This is a genomic window from Butyrivibrio sp. NC3005 (assembly GCF_000424545.1).
GTDB lineage: Bacteria > Bacillota > Clostridia > Lachnospirales > Lachnospiraceae > Butyrivibrio.
The window spans coordinates 1-17,838 of sequence record NZ_AUKC01000059.1; the positions used below are offsets into that span (position 1 = coordinate 1).

Below are 17,838 nucleotides of genomic sequence, written 5' to 3' on the forward strand. Positions count from 1 at the left end.
TTTATAATCAAGCGAAAGCGTGTCTGCGACGAAATATACAAACAGTAAAACGGACTATATAAAAACAATAAAGTATAGATTTTTGTCACTACGTTTCAGAAACTCACTATAAACTCCTCTCTAGATTGAAAGGTTACTCTCCTTTCCTTCAAATCGGACATTTACTTTTTTTCCATTTTGAAGTTTTACACCAATATCTCCATACGCTCCGCTTCCCCACTTATCTACCAGTGAAATTGACTTTAATGAAAATAATTCATCCTCTTCAAAGTCTTCATGGCTTTCTTTAGTTATTGTCTGTGAAAGAAGAATATAAGGAGACGATGCATCATATAAGTTTTCGCTTTTTCTAACAGCATACAATACGACAGATTTTTCTGAGTCTGGATTAGTTCCCTTACTATGCCAAATCTCAATATCATCCCAACCGTAATAGATTGTAAATGCCAGCTGTTTCTCATGGTGCATATGGTCATACCCTTTTAGTATAACCGCCTTGGCTACAATATTCTTTTTGATAACGCATGATTTTTCAACACAATTTTCAGGACTTTTTCCTGCAGTAACTGCGTTTTTAATAACTTTTGTTTTGGTAAAAATACTAATGTCATTATCAGGAAAGCCAAAGGAACCAAGTGTTATCGTAACAGGTCGTTTAAACAGTCTTAGCTTATCAACTCTAAAAATACCATATGAAACAGGAAAATCCGCAAGTTGCATTCCCTGAATCCAATGCATTTCATCTTCGAGACGATAGTTGAAAAAAGCTCTTCTATAGAGTACGTTATCTTCCATATCCTGCCAAAAAATAGCATTAGTATTCTGAATTTCTCCGTTAGAATCATCTTTTAGCACATACTGCATTGACTCTACCATTTTATTGGAACTTGATTCCCATGGGAATTTTGAACTGTAGCATAACTTTCCATAGTTCCACAGACCACCTTTATCACCTATTTTCTTTACTACTTTTGCACTTCTTAAAATAGTCGTTTGGTTATCCTTGTGGTTTGTAAAACAAAGTGCAGGACCTTTAAGGAATGTTTCTTTTACTTCTCCTTTTTTCAAAGATTCAAAAGAATTCTCTGCTTCCTTACAAGTCCAAAATGGATGATTTTGCGGAAGTTCAAGGCATAAAAAAGCCTTTCCCAGCCAATAAACTGACTCTGCACAAGAATATCCTTGTACTAATGGCATAAATTGCCCATAGAAGCCTAGAGATGGAATACCATCTATAAGAAAATCATCTCTTGTTAAAAACTGCAAAAGCGACTGCGATGAAATTCTCCTGGCAAGACCCGGATTTATAGAACTCTTTTGTAGCATAAGATTAGCTGCAAAAGGACTAGTTGCAGCATTCCTATAAATATTACTCCTGCCCCACATGTTGGTATATCCATCACCATCGAAGAAGTCAGGATACGTCTTCATAAGTTCATTGGAATTGTTCTCGAATATTGCTGCAGCAACAGGCATTCTCTCATATCCATACCACTTGCACCAGATAGGTGCATAGACGTTGAAAGCCCAGGAAGAATAATAGTCAAAAGACTGCCCATCACGATACCAGCCATCACCCACATAATAATTGAGGATAGCCTGCGTGTGATCTCCCATAATCTTTTCATCTATTGCAAACCCCTCTTTGTATAGAAAAGCAAGATCAAGCATATTAAAAAGACGCCAGTTTTGAGGAACTGTCGGAGAAATTGCATAGTTTTCTATAAACTCTGCAATCTGCTTTTTTTCATTTTTTGTATAATCATCCCAAATCTCAGCTCTGCACGCAGAAAGACCTATTACAAGCGCGCATGTTTCAACCGTCTGCTGAAAACAGCAAACAGGATTATTCTGGTCTGTTTCTTTAAAAAGTTCATCGTAAGTGCCTACATAATATGGACTTTTCTTGTCGCACAAACTTCTTAATATCTGTTTTTTGTAATAATCTCGAAGCCTGATACCATTAATCGTGATATCAGGCTTTTCATGAATAATGACAGATGCTATAAAAAAAGATCTTGTAAGTCCCTCAAAAATCTCAGCTCTTACCTCAGCATCATGTCTTCCTTGTGTAACATTAAAATGAGGATATGTTATTCTAGTCTCATTTCTTTTCACTATAACCGGAGCATCTTCATTTTTTATATGCTTAAAAATCCCCCTAAGAAGATACTCCCCTGCATCAATCCAGCTTTGTCTTGTTAGTCCTGTATATGGACTAATTTCAAAGTCAAGGAATGAAGGCTCCCAAGTATTATTCATTTTCCTTCTCCCATATTAAAGTTTAGTCATTACCACAAAAATGTTTCTTCACCAATATATCTAAGAAGCGCCTCAATCAGATAATAATCGCCATAAATAATCGGAAATTCATGCTCTTTGTCATGATAAGAAGCTGTACATGACTTTAATATATTGTCATGTTCCTCATCTAAATCCGAATCATTTTCAATTAAATACTTAATTAATTTAAAAGCTATTTCTTCATATTTATCACTCTTATACTCAGCTTGTGATATCGGTGAAACAGCTTTCTTATCATCGAATTTTCTAAGTTCCCTAGACAAAAGAAGCAGACCACTTGCTGCAATTGATGCAGCACATGAATCTGTATAATCTACATCCTTTGGCTGTTTGAAATCAACAGGTATTCTGCAATCGGAAGGGATATGGCTGCAGAAATATTCAGCCATTTCTGTAGCAAATTCTAAATACTCTTCACACCCAGTATGCATGTAGCTAAGAGTAAATCCATACAACCCCCAACCTTGTCCTCTGCTCCAGGCTGACCCAGGGCCAAAGCCTTGACCACCCGGCTCATCTATTAAATCTCCATCTTCCGGATCAAAAACCCCGATATGATATGCTGAACCATCTTCTCTTATCATCCAATCCATCGTAGTATCAGCCTGACACTTAGCTACTGCTGCAAATCTAGGATCCTTATCTTCTTCACTGGCAATATATAAAAGCGGAAGATTCATCATACAGTCAATGATAACTACACCGGCTTTTTCTCCTGTTTTATCATTCCAAGCTCTTATGAAATTTCCATTAGGATTGAACCTTCCTGCAAGTGAATTAGCAGCCAGCATAACCCTGTTGTGAGACTTGCTGCTTCCAGTTAAAAGTTCGCTTGCATGAGCTGTAAGAAGCCACTTAAATCCACAATCATGATCCATACCATAGTAATCCATGAAATTGCAGTCAAGCTTTTCTTCCTGATGCATTGCAACCTCTTTGAAGATGTTTTTATACTCATTAGCTACATCCAAATCTTCTGCAAGAATTGGATCTTTTTCTAAAAGACCATAAAGCTGCCACAATATCCCTCCAAAAAATCCATTGGTCCACCAGCAAGGATTTTTACTAGTCTGATCATCAAACACACCATCTACTGCCGTATATGGAAACTTGTCCTTTGATCTTACTGCAACTTTCGCCTCTTTTTTTACTATCTGCGCGACCACCTTCTTTGCCCATTCGATGTTTTCCTTCTTTGTAATAGAAACATCTGTACTAACCATTTTGTGCTATCCCTCCCCTATTATTTTTTATATTTGATATGCTTTATGCATCAACAATCTGCTCTATAAAACTCTCAACATCAGACTCCCTGTCAGCATCAAGAGCACTTGTTATAGTAAGCATTTCAGGCAGAACTGTACAATTCTTAAGATGTGAAAGCATTTCCTGCATTATCTTTCCAGACATAGGCGCCCAGGTTCCATTCTGTGCAAGAGCAAAAATTCTATTCTGAAGATTAAGCGCCTCAAAATCATGAATCAGCGCATGCATCGGAAGGTATAAACCTCCATTATAAGTCGGAGCAAAAAGAACAATCTTACCACATCTAAAAGCCTCACCTATAAGGAATGATGAATCTGTTTTTGATACATCATATACCACAACATTTTTCTCACTTTTTTCCTTTAACAAAGCTGCTGCCTTTTCTGCTGCACTTGCTGTATGTCCATACATAGAACCATATATAAGAAGAATTTCGTCAGATTCAGGAGTATAGCTACTCCAGTTCTTATATTTTTCAATGAAAACATTAATATCCTTTCTCCATACAGGCCCATGAAGAGGACAAATTCCCTTTATATCCAAAGCTTCCGTCTTCTTTAGAACCGCCTGAACCTGAGGACCGAATTTTCCTACTATATTTGCATAATATCGTCTAGACTCATCAAGAAGATCTTTTGCAAAGTCATACTCATCTGCAAATATACTTCCGGATAGTGCTCCAAATGTACCAAAAGCATCTGCTGAAAACAAAAGCTTACTATGTTCATCATATACCATCAGCACCTCTGGCCAATGCACCATAGGGGCTGCTATAAATTTAAATGTGTGATTATTTGTCTGAAGAACTTCACCCTCTTTGACAACAATTCTTTGAACATCGTCAAGTTCAGGAAAAAACTGATGCAAGAATTTGAAAGTCTGTACTGATCCCACTAGTATGATGTCAGGATATAGACTAAGTAGTCTTCCAATCTGAGAACAGTGATCAGGCTCCATATGAAGAATAACTAGATAATCAGGTTTCTTTCCAGAAAGTGCAAAGTTTAAATTCTCAAAATACTGGTCTGCTACTGCAGCATCACAAGTATCAAACAACACAATCTGATTATCCATTACGATATAACTATTATACGAAACTCCATTTGAAAGCGGAAAAAGATTCTCGAAACGAGATATTCTTCTATCGCTAGCGCCAATCCATCTGATGTCATCTGTAACATTTTGAATGTTTACCATCTTGACCACCTTTCTTACTATGACGTTCATTTTGCGTTTCTATTTTTCTTCTACATCCTATTATAAACGATATAAAAGAAAAAAACACAAAAGCACAGATAATTGCTCAAAGCAAAGAATAAGCGTCAAAAGACTTATATCATAAGACTTTTGACGCTTTTAACGTAGCCTAGTTACCAAAAACTTTATCATCAAAGAGATTCAAATAGCTATATATCATTTAATCACAGTCTTTTTTTTCAATAGTCAAAACCACAAAAACCACTATAACTAAAATCCATATAACATATGTAATAACCGCAGTTAACCAAGTATATGTACTTCCCCCATTTGTTATCATCCAACAATTACCTATTCCAAACGGATTATATATTCCATTTAATCCCAGCGTTTTTCCAAACATTATAATTACTAAAACAGCGGTACTCAACACTAGTTTTGTTCTATTTTTTTCTGTTAAAAAACCTATTGCACTTCCCAAAACAGAATAGAAAACAATTTTTAACCCCCCTAAAACCGCAAACAAAAAAAAGAATTTCGCATATGAAACTGTTGAATAAACATGTGTCACTCCCTTGAACTCTCCCATTCCGCTCGGAATAATATAATTATAATACACTTTGGAAATACCAAGATATGTATATTCATTAGAATGCTCATAAGTTTTTAATCCTGTAAAATTTCCAAACGCAGAATACATATTATAGAAAAGACCAGAAAACCCATATTTTATTCCCCAATAACTAAACCAAGTCAATATTCCTATTAATAGTATCGAACAAAATGAACTTATAAAATAATTCGTATTTTGTATCCATATTTTCTTCCTTGTTACAGGAAGTAAGTATTCTGCTTTTATTGAATTATTATTGTTCCAATACATTATAAGACAAATCGACCAGCACAAAGAACCAATTTCGACAAAAAAAGAAAAATAATCATTTGAACCAAATAATACAGACAAAAAAGTATATGGAGATCCTTTTTCATTTGACAATACTTTTCCATCATATTCATCAAAATTAAAAGAAGCAATCAATTCATTCATTTTCTGATTTTTTCTTTTTCCTTCTTCTAATATTGCGCCCTGATTAGCAAATAAACTAATATCAAAAGGCAATGTATCAAGTTTAAAACTACTTCCGTGCTCATTTAACTTAACTTTAAATACATTATTAAAAGTATAATTTTTATTTTCAAAATACCAAAAAGTATTTGTTGCTTGAAGATTTAAAATCATATTATATCGTCTATATTGTTCTTGGAATTCATCAGAATAGCATCCTTTCTTTTCTCCAAGTTCAATCAAAGATTTAAGCGATTTTTCATTCCATTTATAGAAACTAATCCAATTTTCTTTTTCTCTTTTATCAACACTATTTTCATAATTATTAATTGAATTAATTTCCATCTCATAAGTGTACTTATTGGCTATTCTGTATTGCCTAAGTAAAAGCAAGATTTCTTCACTATCTTTTTTTTGGATATTTTTCTTATAATTAAGACTAGCCATCATGCCTATCCACAGAACAATGACAATTAATAATCTAAAAATTTTAAAACTAACAATTGCTTTCCACTTATATCTCATATGTCCCCCTCAAAAGACCAGCCATCTCTTCAGATGACTGGCCTCGTAAAATTTCTATGCTTATATAAAAATTATAGATTTCTTTCTTCACCTGTTGGTGAATTACCTCTTCCTACAGGAAACGTACACCTCTCTAACTTAGTAGAGCAAAAATCATTAAAGCCAACACAAAAGATGCTACAATGCTGTGTAACCAGCTCTTCACTTATACCATTTTCTATACTAGGCATCATTGTTCCGTCCTGACATACTTCATTCTCCAAATGCAAAAACTCCATAATACAATCCTCCTTTTATAAATTGAATTTAAGATATAAATTCTTATATCCAACAAGAATTTATATCAAGTACCCCATGCATTCTTTTAAATCATTTTATAATTACTAATCTTCTCTTTTTTCATAAAGCAACATCATAATCATACAAATAATTACAGACCATAAAACTAGATAGCCCCCTGATTTTAATAATCCTATTTTTCCATATCCATGACTCATTTCGCTTATTCTTAATGTCACAAAAGGATTACACTTAGATATTTTCTCTCCTATACTCATAATTGCACACATTAATAGAATTGAAATTACAACAAATGAATTCATAACATCTTTCTGCCACATAGATATAAAAAGAGTCAGTGTTGTAAAAAACATTATCAATAAAACCAAATACAGCAACTCCTTTAATAGCAATATTCTGATGCTTACTGCAATATATCCTTCTCTCAACTTTACGATTTCAAAACTTTCCAACCCAGATCCATATTTTATTGTCCCTAAAACGAATAATTCTATAAAACAAAGCATCACTTCGAAAACGCTACAAATACTTCTAATCATAATTCTTCTAAGAACAAAATAATAAGTGTTTGAAGGAAGAATTTTCAACTGAACATTCATCTCTCGCTCATATTCTGAAGGATAGATTTCAAAATTAATTAAAAAGACATACAATAATACTGTCACTAAAATCGGATTAGTTCCAGAAATCATATCAGAAACAACATAACTTCCAGTCGGCTTGATTTTAACAGAAGGTTCTACAATATTCTCATCTTTATATTTCTTATGCAATACCATTCTTTTTTGCCAATCATCATAATGATTTCTAAACAGTTTTGTATAATCTATTAATGATCCAACATTTTTCACTTGTCCAAGCTTATAATCAAATTCTATATCATACTCACCAATTTTCGCCTCATCATATTTATCACTTTGCAAGTTTCTTTTCGTAAGCATATTTTTTTGCTCATAATCTTTCCACAGATTATAAAGGATAGCCTCCTGACTATCTCCTTCAAGTTCCATTCGAAAAGGCATAGATTGTTTTGCTATTTTATACGACATATTAGATTCAAGTTCAGATTTATAATAATCAATCCAAATATCAATTTGGCGATTTTCAACCTCTATTTCATCAAGCCTATCACTTTTATAATCTGAATACTTTTTTTCATATTTCATAGCAAAAAAACAAATACATATTAACATTCCTATAATTAATGTCACTATGTTTTTCTTATTGAAAAAAAGCCTAATTTCACATCCCCACACTTGTTTCTCCTATTTAGATTTTACTTTTCTAAGCTGTTTACCTTATTCTGTTATCCTAATTATATAATCCTTTATAAAAATCTTCTAAATGATTATATTTGCCTTTTATTTCAATTATTGTTTTTTGCGATAATACTTTTCCCTTATCTATTGCTATAATCCTGTCTGCTATTTTCTCAACTTCGCTTAACTGGTGCGATGAAAACATAATTGAGCTTCCGTCCTCTCTTAATCTATAAATTATACTTCTTAATTGAAAAACAGCATCTGGATCAAGTCCATTTGTTGGCTCATCCAGTATAATTAGCTTCGGTTTATGCATAATAGCTAATCCCAAATTCAGTCTCATCTTCATACCTTGCGAGTATGTTCCAGCCTTTCTATGTATATTATCTGAAAGTCCTATTAATTCTATTATCTCATCAAGTCTTTCTTTACTTACCTTTCTTTCTATTGCGAACATCTTCAGATTATCAAATCCTGTAAGCTCAACATATAAAGAAGGATTTTCCATTGCAACTCCAAGGTTTTCCATTGCTCTTTTTCTTGCTTTTTTAACATCAAATCCGCAAATATTTACAGTTCCATTATCAGGTTTATAAAGTCCACAAATACTTTTTATAGTTGTAGATTTTCCACTTCCATTTGGTCCAAGTAACCCAACAACTTCTTTTTCCCCTATATCAAAAGAAATTCCCTTAAGGATACTTTTTTTATCCTTTTTTTTGTATATCTCATTAACCTCTAATACTTTCATTCTTACCCCTTCTTTTTCCTATAAAACTATCTTCCTTTCACCGTGTTTAAAACATCCAATTTTATATGCAATATGCTGTATATATTTTTCAAGATATTTCTCATTATATTGACATACACATTGCTTTTTTCTTATATAACACATCGTTATTTAAATCACCATAAAACATTCTATTCAATTTTAAATTAATAGCGACACTTTTTTATCATCTTATGTAACACATCCGAAAAGATTCTATATATAATTATACTACTCGTTTTCCAAAATAAAAGCGACAGAGTTGTGCAATATAATTGCACAACTCTGTCGCTTTTGTATATTTTACAAAATTATTACTTTATTCAATTGATTACTATTATGGTCCTACCACATTACCTGTTGCAGGATCTGCCATCTGACCTGTTGGCTGACCTGTTGTAGGATTTACTACAACACCTGTTACCGGATCATACCAAACTGTTGCTCCTGTGTGTGGATCAACCATTGTTCTTAATCCAGCACCAGAAGATGCACCTTGCTGCTGTTGTTGAGCTTGCTGCGCTGCCTGTTGCTGTTGCTGTTGTTGTTGTTGTTGAGCTTGCTGTTGTTGCTGAGCTTGCTGCGCTGCCTGTTGATCTGCTTGCTGCTGAGTGGTTGTTGATGCAGCTGTCCCTGCATTATTTCCATCGGATTTGCCTGGATCTACTACATTGCCTGTTGCTGGGTCTGCCATCTGACCTGTTGCAAGACCTGTATTTGGATCTATAACCACACCCGTATATGGATCATACCAAACCGTTGCTCCTGTATGTGGATCAACCATTGACATAAGTCCTTGAGTATGTGGATTCTCTTTTGGAGTACTTGTTGCCTGACTAGCATTGTTTTTCTGTTTATTATCAAAATTCTTTCCAGAACCCTGTACATAACTGGTAGTAACGCCCGACTCACCATTATATGCCACTATATTACCTGTTTCATCCAGCGTATATCCTGTATCACTTGAAATCTTCTGACTGATTCCCTGAACTTTAGATGATGGTGTATAACCAGCTTCTCCAAACAAGCACTCATGAAGCCATGATACATTTTCACTCAAAGTTACCGGCATTACACAGCTTCCTTTTCTTCTAACAATACCTGTCATACGTTTATCAATCTGAGGAAAACCTGTGCTTTCAATAAGCTTGTATTTCATAACATTTGAAACATAGCCTAATATCTCTGAAGTTGTCATAGATGTATATATTTCATCTGTAACCGCATCCACTATCTTGTTCAGTTCTGAAACAGAAGCTTTCTGGGCGAGTTCAAAAACTTTTTCAAGAACAATTCTCTGTCTCTCTGCACGCTTGAAATCATCGCCGACAGTATATCGAATTCTGCAATAAGCAGTAGCCTGAAGACCATTCAAATGCTGTAATCCAGATTCAGTTACCTCAATGTATTCTTTTTTCTGCTGCTCAGCCATTATCTTCTGATAATCATTCAAATGCTTAATCTCTGCATCTGTCAGTTCTATATCAACTCCACCAAGGGCATCTATTACATCTACAAGACCATTAAATCCTACTGTTATAAAATCCGTGATATTCAAATCAAGATTCATATTCAGCATGTTGATAGCCTGCGCTGGACCACCCTCAGCATATGCCGCATTCGCCTTGTTGTAAGTATCGTTACCAAGATTTAAGTAAGAATCTCTATATACAGACACAAGTTTAACTTCATTAGTCTGATTATTAATAGATGCAACCATAATAGTATCAGTACGTGTACCGGTTGCAAGCTCTCCGGTTCTTGTGTCTACACCGAATAAAGCTATATTCGTGTATCCCTTCATCTGACCGTTTGCTGCATTCTCTTTAACCTCATCGCTGATACCTTCTTCCAAAGTATCAATCGAAATATTGACTCTCTGAACCTGATCCAACTTTGTAAGAATAAACAGAATAAAAAACTCTGCAATAATAGCCAATACTTCGACTATTAAAAATACGGTTCTAATTCGCCTTCTTACACTTTTCTTCTGAAGAATCATCTCTAACTCTTTAGAATCATCATTATTATCTATCAATTCTGTATTAACTTCTGTACTCACGACTTTTCTCTTCTCTTATTCCTATAGTAAAAATTTCGTAACTACATTATTATAACACAGGATTTGAAAAGTAATTCGAAAAGCTTTATAAAGTTTAAATCCATCTACGAACGCGCCCCAGAAACGCCCTGAATATGACATAGGATGTTACTTTTTAACGAACAAATCCGCAAGCATTTACTCTTTTTCGAATTTCCGGTCCTATAAATGCCACGATTGCCATTTTTATAAAATCAACCACAAGAAATGGTACAACACCTGCCATCAGCGCAGCTTTTATAGTCATATTCTGTTGATATGCAAGCCAAAAAGAGCCCAAAAGATATGCTATCCAGGTAGCTGCTTCCATTACTGCAACACCTAATAATCTCTTCTCATACCATTTCTCTACATAAATTCCTATTACGTATGCCATCGGAATAAAACCAATCAAGTAACCTCCTGTTGGTCCAAACAATTTCGCTGGTCCGGTTTCACCATTTGAAAAAATCGGCAAACCAGCAAGTCCCAGCAAAAGGTATACGATATATGAAGCTACTCCTTTGTTTTTTCCCAGTACATAGACAGACAAATAAATTGCAAGATTTGTAAGAGAAATCGGTACAGGACCAATCGGAATAGATAATGGACCGAGAATACAAATGACTGCTGCCATTAACGCTACAGTGGTCATAGTTATTACATCAAATTTTTTGTTTACTGCTTTTGAATTACTCATTTTAATCTCCATTTCTTCATTTTAATTAGGATTTTTCAATAATCATCGTCTTTATTTTCAGTTAAACTTTCAGCTTCATGCCTTTTAGCATTTCTAAATCACTTTTTATAGTAGATCCACTTGTTGTGAGCATATTTCCAGTTATGCTAGCATTAGCCCCGCAAAAAAATGCCTTTTTTCCATTATCTGACATGAGTGCTCTTCCTCCCGCAAGCCTTATCTGCGCTGTTGGATTAATAAATCTGAAAATAGCAATCGTCCTTAGTATTTCCTCTTCACTTAATCTAGGAAGATTTTCAAAAGGAGTTCCTTTAATAGGCATAAGTGAATTAATCGGAATAGATGTAATGCCAAGTTCAGCTAGAGTAAATGCCATATCTATTCTATCAAGGAAAGATTCTCCCATACCAATTATCCCACCGCTGCATACAATAAGACCTTCATTTTGAGCTCTCTTTATATTGGCAATCTTGTCATCAAATGTATGTGTAGTACATATGTTAGGAAAAAAACTTCTACTCGTTTCGATATTACAGTGAACTCTCTTAACTCCAACCTCTTTTAATCTGCGAAATTCCTCGGATGTCATAAAGCCAAGAGAAGCACAAAGCTCAATTTTAAGTTCATCATTCATCTTCCTGAAAACACTAATAATCTTTTCAAAGTCTTCCTTTAAAGGACTGTGACCAGAATCTACAATCGAAAATCTATGAACACCTTCCTCCTGATTTGTCTTCGCCTCGTTAAAAATAATAGATTCATCAAGAAAATCATGGGCTTTGCAATCAGTATGATTATGGGCAGATTGAGCACAAAACTTGCAATTTTCTCCGCACTTTCCACTTCGTCCGCTTATAATCGTGCACAGATCAACATGATCTCCACATAGCTTTGCCCTGATTCTATCCGCATTTTCACATAGCTTTGTTAAGTCCAAGTTCAACAAAAAGCTAAGATCATCTTCTCTAGAAAGTCTCCTTCCTTCTATGATTTCTTCTGCAATCTTTTCAATAGTCATATATTCCCTACCTCTTGCCTATATTTTCGTATCCACCGGCATTATAAGTAATACATCGACATCTGTAAACCTTTATTTTATTTAAAGGTTTACAATTCAAAAATCAAAAAAGGACCATGCTTTACATGATCCTTACATTTTTTAACTCTGTATTCTTTATCAAATTCAAAAATCCAATTTCCAGAATTATAAGAAAATATATTTAATCTCATTTTCCTACTATTATTCAATCAGAAATCCCTAAGTTTATCATCATCAGTAAGTGATGTATTCTCAATTTTCCTAATTACGACATCATAGTTATAATCCTTGCTGATAACAATGTTCACTCTATCGCCAACTTTATGTCCAAGAAGTGCTTTTCCAAGCGGAGACTCTATACTAATAGTGCCTTTCAAAGAATCTGCCCGCATGGTAGTGACAATCTTATATGTCTCCTCAATATCATCTTCTTCAACATACACAGTCACCGTCTTGTTCATTCCGACTTCGTCATCGCCTGCATTATCATCGATAACTTTGGCTGTCTTAATCATTCTCTCTAAAAATCTGATTCTGCTTTCATTCTGATTCTTTGCTTTTTTAGCAGCATAGTACTCAAAATTTTCCGACAAATCTCCCTGTGCTCTGGCTTCTTTAACATCCTCCAAAAGTTGTTTCCTGATTACTATCTTGCGATGATCGATTTCAGCCTGCATATCTTCTATATCTTTTTTTGTTAACTCATTATGCATTATGATACCTCTGATTATTCAAAATTCATCATTTTCCTGTCTTTCTTTTCAGTGTCAGACATCTCCTCTACATATCTTAACACCATAGCACAATGAATTGGAAGTGTTATGTTCAGTTTTCCGTCAACAACTTCAACCGCAAAAGGCATCGTATCATAACCTTCCTCATTAGAAAAAATCATTCTAAACAGCTGACAATTATCTGGAATCTCAAGTCCTGTCACATCAAGATTAACTCCTATTTCTTTTTCATTGTTATTAATGAGCACAAGACTTGCGTTTTTCTCATTAAATCTTCCATATGCAAGAAAACCCTTTACATTTTCATCTCCAAGTGCAATAAGCGCACCATATTTTATTTCCTCACACTTTTTGTGAATAGAGATGATATCTTTATGGAAGCGTATCATTTCCATATCTTCATGTCCCCATGGATAGGTTCTTCTATTATCAGGATCTGTATATCCGCACATTCCTGCCTCATCTCCGTAATAGAGTGTTGGTGCACCAGTCCAAGTCATCTGGAGTACTACAGCTTCTCTCATTACAGATTTACGAACACCGCTATTTGCTTTTTCAAAACCATTCTCATCAGAAGATCTTCCGACTACATGATTGGTTCTTGTAAGGAATCTTGAATGGTCATGGTTTGACAGTTCATTCATTGCTATATTCATGGATGAATAATTAAAGTTTTCTCCTGTCGCCTTCCTCATAGAATTCCAAAACTTTTTAGTATTATTCAATAAGGACTTCTTGAACTCATCTGAATGTTTCTCTTCTCCAGTTAAAAACCACGTTACAGGCTCCATGAATGCATCATAATTCATAACCGTATCCCATTCATCACCCTTAAGCCAGCTCCTGGATGTTCCATAGTTTTCTGCCAGAATAACTGCATTAGGATTTGCATCCTTTACTGCCTTTTTAAATCTCTTCCAGAACTCATGATTAAACTCCATGCTATGTCCAAGGTCAGCCGCCACGTCCAGTCGCCATCCATCTGCATTGTATGGCTCTGAAACCCATTTTCTTCCGATTCTGAGGATGTATTCCTGAAGCTTCTTAGAACCTTCATAATTTAGCTTGGGAAGTGTATCATAGCCCCACCATCCATCATAGGTATTATTATCTGGCCAAGAGTTTTTCTTAAATTTAAAGAAGCTCTTGTATGAGCTTTCTTTGTCTTTGTAAGCGCCGCCTCCATAAATTTTTTCTTTATCAAGCCACTTATTAAATGAACCACAGTGATTAAATACACCGTCCAGAATAACTTTCATTCCCTTTTCATGTGCTTTTTGGACAAGCCTTGCAAATAGCTCATCACTGGCTTCAAGATTTTTGATGCTGGTAACTCGTTTAATATATCTTGTAGCTTTCTGATTATCTGTAACATTTTCTGGAAGATTATCTCCACCATCTTCTATGATTACTCCAAAATGAGGATCTATATGATCGTAATCCTGAGTATCATATTTGTGGCAGGATGGTGATACGAATATAGGATTTAAATATATTACATCTATGCCTAAATCGTGCAGATAGTCGAGTTTATCTATTACTCCCTGCAAATCTCCTCCAAAAAACTCCATGCTGTCATTCACTGGATCTGGCATATCATCCCAGTTATCAACTTTGTGAACATGTCTTTGATTATAGAAATATTCTCTTTCCTGAACATCGTTTTTCTTGTCTCCGTTGCAGAATCTCTCAACGAATATCTGATACATTACTGCAGATCGTGCCCACTTTGGAGTTTCAAATCCAGGAAAAAGTCTAAAATATGTATGTTTTGACTTAGAATTTTTCTTGTTATGCGCTCCCATAAAGTCATAGAACAATTCACTATCTTCATCTTTGATATGGAAATAATAACTAAAAGTCACATCAGACATCTGACACCTTGCTTCGTAATAATCATAATGTGCAGTTGAATAAAAAAGATTCATCTCATAGCTTTCTTCATCCGTTTTTAGAATAACCTCTTTTGCCTGATTTCTTCCAACACGAAGTCTAATTGTAACAGTATCAAAAATCATCGGCTCCAAAGGACTAACAAACTCCTTGGACATATCATGAAAAATAGTGTTTGAACTAAGCATTATAACCTCCCGCTTCGAAAAAATTTATCATATAAAATTTTCGCAAATTTTCGTAACTACTATGATTATATCACATATAATTTTTCTACGTGAAGTTTATTTTTCTTTTTTGGAAAAAGTACTTTTTTTAATTTTATGAATTAATAAAAAAATAGCCAGTACATAACTTATAATTCTAAGTATGCACTAGCTACGTAAAAAAGGCAGCTTTAGGGGTAGCTGCCTTTTTTAGAGAAGGTATTTCTTTCTTATGGGGTATAGCAAAAAACTATATAATATTGGGGGGTTACGAGTATTATAATATCATCTGATAATAAAAGTCTCAATATCAACGATTCACAAAATTACCAAAAGCAGCTATAGATTTTTGTGAAATATTACAATGAGGTTTTACGAAAATTTTCGTAATCACATAATTTTGACTATACACTTCAATTTTATTCCTGACTTTGTTGATACTCATCTATTATCTTATATATTTCTTCATTAGGATCGCCAATCATTTTAATGTCTGTATTAAGCTCTAATAGTTTGGTGTTATTCTTGTCGCGCATTTTCCACTCAACAAGCCCATTCGCATTAGGATTGCCTGTTTTTACAAAGTTTACCCAATATTGTTGCATTATTTCTGAAAGTTCATAATCGTCTTCATCATATATTCCCTGATGTCTCCACAGATTTCCATAGACATAGGGGAGCTCTCCTGAATGATAATTGGATAAAGATTTATTTTTCTTACTAAAATAGTACTCATAAGAAGGCTTATTCTGGGCAACCATATACTTGTTCCATACATGATGTGAATAACTAAACCAGGCCGCAGAGTACAACGTATTAACGGCGCCTTTAGCACTTCCGAGTGCATCTACTAGTATATGCTCATCACGCATCGGATAATCTGCAGGTATTAAATCTATTGCTTTATCAGCATAGTTTCCTACAACTTTTTCTACCAGTTCTCTATAATTATCTTTTGTAGCCTTTGTATTTAACATGAACACATCTGATTCTTTGGCATTAAAGCCGTGGAGAAGCGCCTGTTCATTGTTTTCTCCCTTTTCGTAAGTCTTGTAAGGCTCTTCAACAAGAGCATATCCATCCACTGTCATAGCTGAACTGTCCGATGTTGCCTCAACAAGCTTTTCTGCCGGAATTTTTCTTAGCTCATCAGAATTTTTCACACCAAACTTTTCTCTGACTTTTGCACCTATATCTCTTGCTTTTTTATAGTCTATAAATGTATGGTACGGCTTTTTAGCAACAACAGAACTTGACTCACCAATCGCATAGCGAAACATACCTTTAGCAAGAGAAGAAGCGCATATTGCATTAACACTTGATGATCCTGCAGACTCTCCTGCAATTGTAATCTTATCCTTGTCACCGCCAAACGCCTCTATGTTATCTCTAATCCATTCAAGCGCTTTTATCTGATCACATAGTCCATAGTTTCCAGAACTGTTATACTTATTTTCTTTTTTTAAATCGTCTGCCACGTAATATCCGAATACGCCAAGCCTATAACCAATACTAACGAATATAACTTTCTTTTTAGCAAATGATTCGCCTCTATAATTTATATAATAGGACTGACCTGTAGATAATGAACCACCGTGGATATACATAATCACAGGCAGCTTTTCATTAGAATTTTGCGTATCTTCATCTGGTGCAAAGACATTAAGGTACAGGCAGTCTTCGCTCATCTTTTCAGTATATTCATCTCCAAACTGAACTTTGTATTCATGATATCCGAATATCTGTGACAAAGCATCACTAAATGGGCCACTACTTGGCTGCATAGCCATTGGTCCGAATTTGTCACACGTTTTCACACCTTCCCACTCATCCATATCTTCTGGAAGTCTGAATCTAAGTTCTCCTACAGGAGGCTTTGCATACGGTATTCCTGCATAGATTCTTACCTTGTGATCTTTGGTATATACGCCTTTTATATCACCTTTTTTTGTGTGTACAACTTTGGTTTCCTCAGGATTGTCATAGTCAACTGCATTTATCCTTCTTGGCAACGGCTTTGTAAGATTAGCATTAAGTGCCAATATCACAAAGAATACTGCAAATGCGATAATATTAAAATAAAAAGGATAATGCTTTTTATGCATATACGCTAAACACATCACCATAAACACTGCTGCCACTATGCCTATGCACCACCCAGGGATAGTATTTTTGGACAGTTCCAAAAAAGCCAGATAGAAAATAGTTATAAGTATTACCACAACTGATGAAAACATACTATATCCTTTCTGAAAAACCTAATCTTGCAACACATAAGTATGACTTCTTGCTGAGATTTAGGATAATCATCAGCAAGAATCCTGCTTCGCAGGACAAAATTTCTCTCGACGACAAATTTTGGTCTGGTACGGTTATTGATTTTCCTGATGAAAACAATAACCTATAGATTTTTGTCACTACGTTCCAAAAACTACGCAAACTGGCCATTTGAAAAGGCTTCGCCTTGGACCAGTTTGCCACTTGACTTTTGTTCTCA

The 17,838-nt window shown here is 34.7% G+C and carries 13 protein-coding genes; all 13 read right to left on the bottom strand.

Going from position 1 to position 17,838, the window contains the following annotated elements:
- Window positions 1-120: 120 nt before the first annotated feature.
- The 13 genes from G634_RS0113510 to G634_RS0113570 all read right to left on the bottom strand — a co-directional run bounded on the left by G634_RS0113510 (window position 121) and on the right by G634_RS0113570 (window position 17,578).
- Entirely contained in the window at window positions 121-2,262 is a 2,142-nt protein-coding gene (locus G634_RS0113510) for a DUF2264 domain-containing protein (RefSeq protein ID WP_026505729.1), read from the bottom strand.
- A 29-nt stretch (window positions 2,263-2,291) separates the two neighbouring features.
- Window positions 2,292-3,527 carry a glycoside hydrolase family 88 protein gene (locus tag G634_RS0113515; protein ID WP_035800141.1) on the bottom strand — a complete coding sequence of 412 codons (1,236 nt, stop codon included), beginning with the start codon at window positions 3,525-3,527 and terminating at the stop codon, window positions 2,292-2,294.
- A gap of 43 nt (window positions 3,528-3,570) precedes the next feature.
- On the bottom strand, window positions 3,571-4,767 hold the full coding sequence (locus G634_RS0113520; protein WP_026505731.1) for an FprA family A-type flavoprotein: 1,197 nt from the start codon (window positions 4,765-4,767) through the stop codon (window positions 3,571-3,573).
- A 220-nt stretch (window positions 4,768-4,987) separates the two neighbouring features.
- The gene (locus tag G634_RS0113525; protein WP_026505732.1) at window positions 4,988-6,358 is read right to left on the bottom strand and encodes a hypothetical protein; all 1,371 of its coding nucleotides are present in this window, start codon (window positions 6,356-6,358) and stop codon (window positions 4,988-4,990) included.
- A 71-nt stretch (window positions 6,359-6,429) separates the two neighbouring features.
- Entirely contained in the window at window positions 6,430-6,636 is a 207-nt protein-coding gene (locus tag G634_RS0113530) for a hypothetical protein (RefSeq protein ID WP_026505733.1), read from the bottom strand.
- A 105-nt stretch (window positions 6,637-6,741) separates the two neighbouring features.
- Complete coding sequence (locus G634_RS19310) at window positions 6,742-7,914, bottom strand: hypothetical protein (RefSeq protein WP_035800144.1); 1,173 nt, start codon at window positions 7,912-7,914, stop codon at window positions 6,742-6,744.
- A gap of 55 nt (window positions 7,915-7,969) precedes the next feature.
- On the bottom strand, window positions 7,970-8,671 hold the full coding sequence (locus tag G634_RS19315; RefSeq protein WP_035800146.1) for an ABC transporter ATP-binding protein: 702 nt from the start codon (window positions 8,669-8,671) through the stop codon (window positions 7,970-7,972).
- A 355-nt stretch (window positions 8,672-9,026) separates the two neighbouring features.
- Entirely contained in the window at window positions 9,027-10,751 is a 1,725-nt protein-coding gene (locus G634_RS20495) for an LCP family protein (protein WP_051234016.1), read from the bottom strand.
- A gap of 154 nt (window positions 10,752-10,905) precedes the next feature.
- On the bottom strand, window positions 10,906-11,469 hold the full coding sequence (locus G634_RS0113545; protein WP_035800148.1) for a biotin transporter BioY: 564 nt from the start codon (window positions 11,467-11,469) through the stop codon (window positions 10,906-10,908).
- Window positions 11,470-11,530: 61 nt separating this feature from the next.
- Window positions 11,531-12,487, bottom strand: a complete 957-nt coding sequence (gene bioB, locus G634_RS0113550; RefSeq protein ID WP_035800150.1) for a biotin synthase BioB — start codon at window positions 12,485-12,487, stop codon at window positions 11,531-11,533.
- Between the two features lie 230 nt (window positions 12,488-12,717).
- Window positions 12,718-13,221, bottom strand: a complete 504-nt coding sequence (locus G634_RS0113560; RefSeq protein WP_026505736.1) for a GreA/GreB family elongation factor — start codon at window positions 13,219-13,221, stop codon at window positions 12,718-12,720.
- 14 nt (window positions 13,222-13,235) lie between these two features.
- Complete coding sequence (locus tag G634_RS0113565; RefSeq protein ID WP_035800152.1) at window positions 13,236-15,323, bottom strand: glycoside hydrolase family 13 protein; 2,088 nt, start codon at window positions 15,321-15,323, stop codon at window positions 13,236-13,238.
- Window positions 15,324-15,760: 437 nt separating this feature from the next.
- Window positions 15,761-17,578, bottom strand: a complete 1,818-nt coding sequence (locus G634_RS0113570) for a carboxylesterase/lipase family protein (protein ID WP_026505738.1) — start codon at window positions 17,576-17,578, stop codon at window positions 15,761-15,763.
- Window positions 17,579-17,838 lie beyond the last annotated feature (260 nt).

What these genes read in the sequence shown, in the direction of transcription:
- G634_RS0113510 (WP_026505729.1), bottom strand. Translation starts at nt 2,262, where the DNA reads ATGAATAATACTTGGGAGCCTTCATTCCTTGACTTTGAAATTAGTCCA.
- G634_RS0113515 (WP_035800141.1), bottom strand. Translation starts at nt 3,527, where the DNA reads ATGGTTAGTACAGATGTTTCTATTACAAAGAAGGAAAACATCGAATGG.
- G634_RS0113520 (WP_026505731.1), bottom strand. Translation starts at nt 4,767, where the DNA reads ATGGTAAACATTCAAAATGTTACAGATGACATCAGATGGATTGGCGCT.
- G634_RS0113525 (WP_026505732.1), bottom strand. Translation starts at nt 6,358, where the DNA reads ATGAGATATAAGTGGAAAGCAATTGTTAGTTTTAAAATTTTTAGATTA.
- G634_RS0113530 (WP_026505733.1), bottom strand. Translation starts at nt 6,636, where the DNA reads ATGGAGTTTTTGCATTTGGAGAATGAAGTATGTCAGGACGGAACAATG.
- G634_RS19315 (WP_035800146.1), bottom strand. Translation starts at nt 8,671, where the DNA reads ATGAAAGTATTAGAGGTTAATGAGATATACAAAAAAAAGGATAAAAAA.
- G634_RS0113545 (WP_035800148.1), bottom strand. Translation starts at nt 11,469, where the DNA reads ATGAGTAATTCAAAAGCAGTAAACAAAAAATTTGATGTAATAACTATG.
- bioB (WP_035800150.1), bottom strand. Translation starts at nt 12,487, where the DNA reads ATGACTATTGAAAAGATTGCAGAAGAAATCATAGAAGGAAGGAGACTT.
- G634_RS0113560 (WP_026505736.1), bottom strand. Translation starts at nt 13,221, where the DNA reads ATGCATAATGAGTTAACAAAAAAAGATATAGAAGATATGCAGGCTGAA.
- G634_RS0113565 (WP_035800152.1), bottom strand. Translation starts at nt 15,323, where the DNA reads ATGCTTAGTTCAAACACTATTTTTCATGATATGTCCAAGGAGTTTGTT.
- G634_RS0113570 (WP_026505738.1), bottom strand. Translation starts at nt 17,578, where the DNA reads ATGTTTTCATCAGTTGTGGTAATACTTATAACTATTTTCTATCTGGCT.